Annotated in this window: 1 protein-coding gene; it reads left to right on the top strand. The window is 70.8% G+C overall.

The features are described from left to right. Window positions 1-30 precede the first annotated feature (30 nt). Window positions 31-483: ABC transporter transmembrane domain-containing protein (locus BGN97_RS10135; protein WP_292700836.1), on the top strand; the 453-nt coding region annotated here is incomplete at its 3' end.

Here is a 483-nt window from a genome sequence, read left to right as displayed (position 1 = left end):
GTCGCACCGCTCCCCAGAACGAGGTTCCCCATGTCTCGCACGGCGACAGCACGCCGACGCGGGCGCGGCGCGCAGCAGGACGGTCCGCGCGCCACGTTCCGCCAGCTCCTCCCCTTCCTCTTCGAGCACAAGAGGGTGCTGGTGGCGGTCGCGCTGCTCAGCATCGTCGGCGCCGCAGCGTCCCTCGCGCAGCCGCTGCTCGTCGGCCAGGTCATCGACCGCGTGCAGAAGGGCGAGATGCTGGGCGCACTGGTCTGGCTGCTCATCGGCCTGGTGATCGTGGCGTCGGTCATCTCCGGATACCAGCACTACCTGCTGCAGCGCACCGGCACCGCCGTGGTCCACTCCAGCCGACGCAAGCTGATCGCGCGCATCCTGCACCTGCCGATCAGCGAGTTCGACGCGCGCCGCACCGGCGACCTCGTCTCCCGCGTGGGCACCGACACGACGCTGCTGTACGCGGTCCTCACGCAGGGACTGGCG

This window comes from Microbacterium sp. 69-10 (assembly GCF_001897945.1).
Lineage (GTDB): Bacteria > Actinomycetota > Actinomycetes > Actinomycetales > Microbacteriaceae > Microbacterium.
This window is presented reverse-complemented; position numbering and strand designations above follow the sequence as displayed.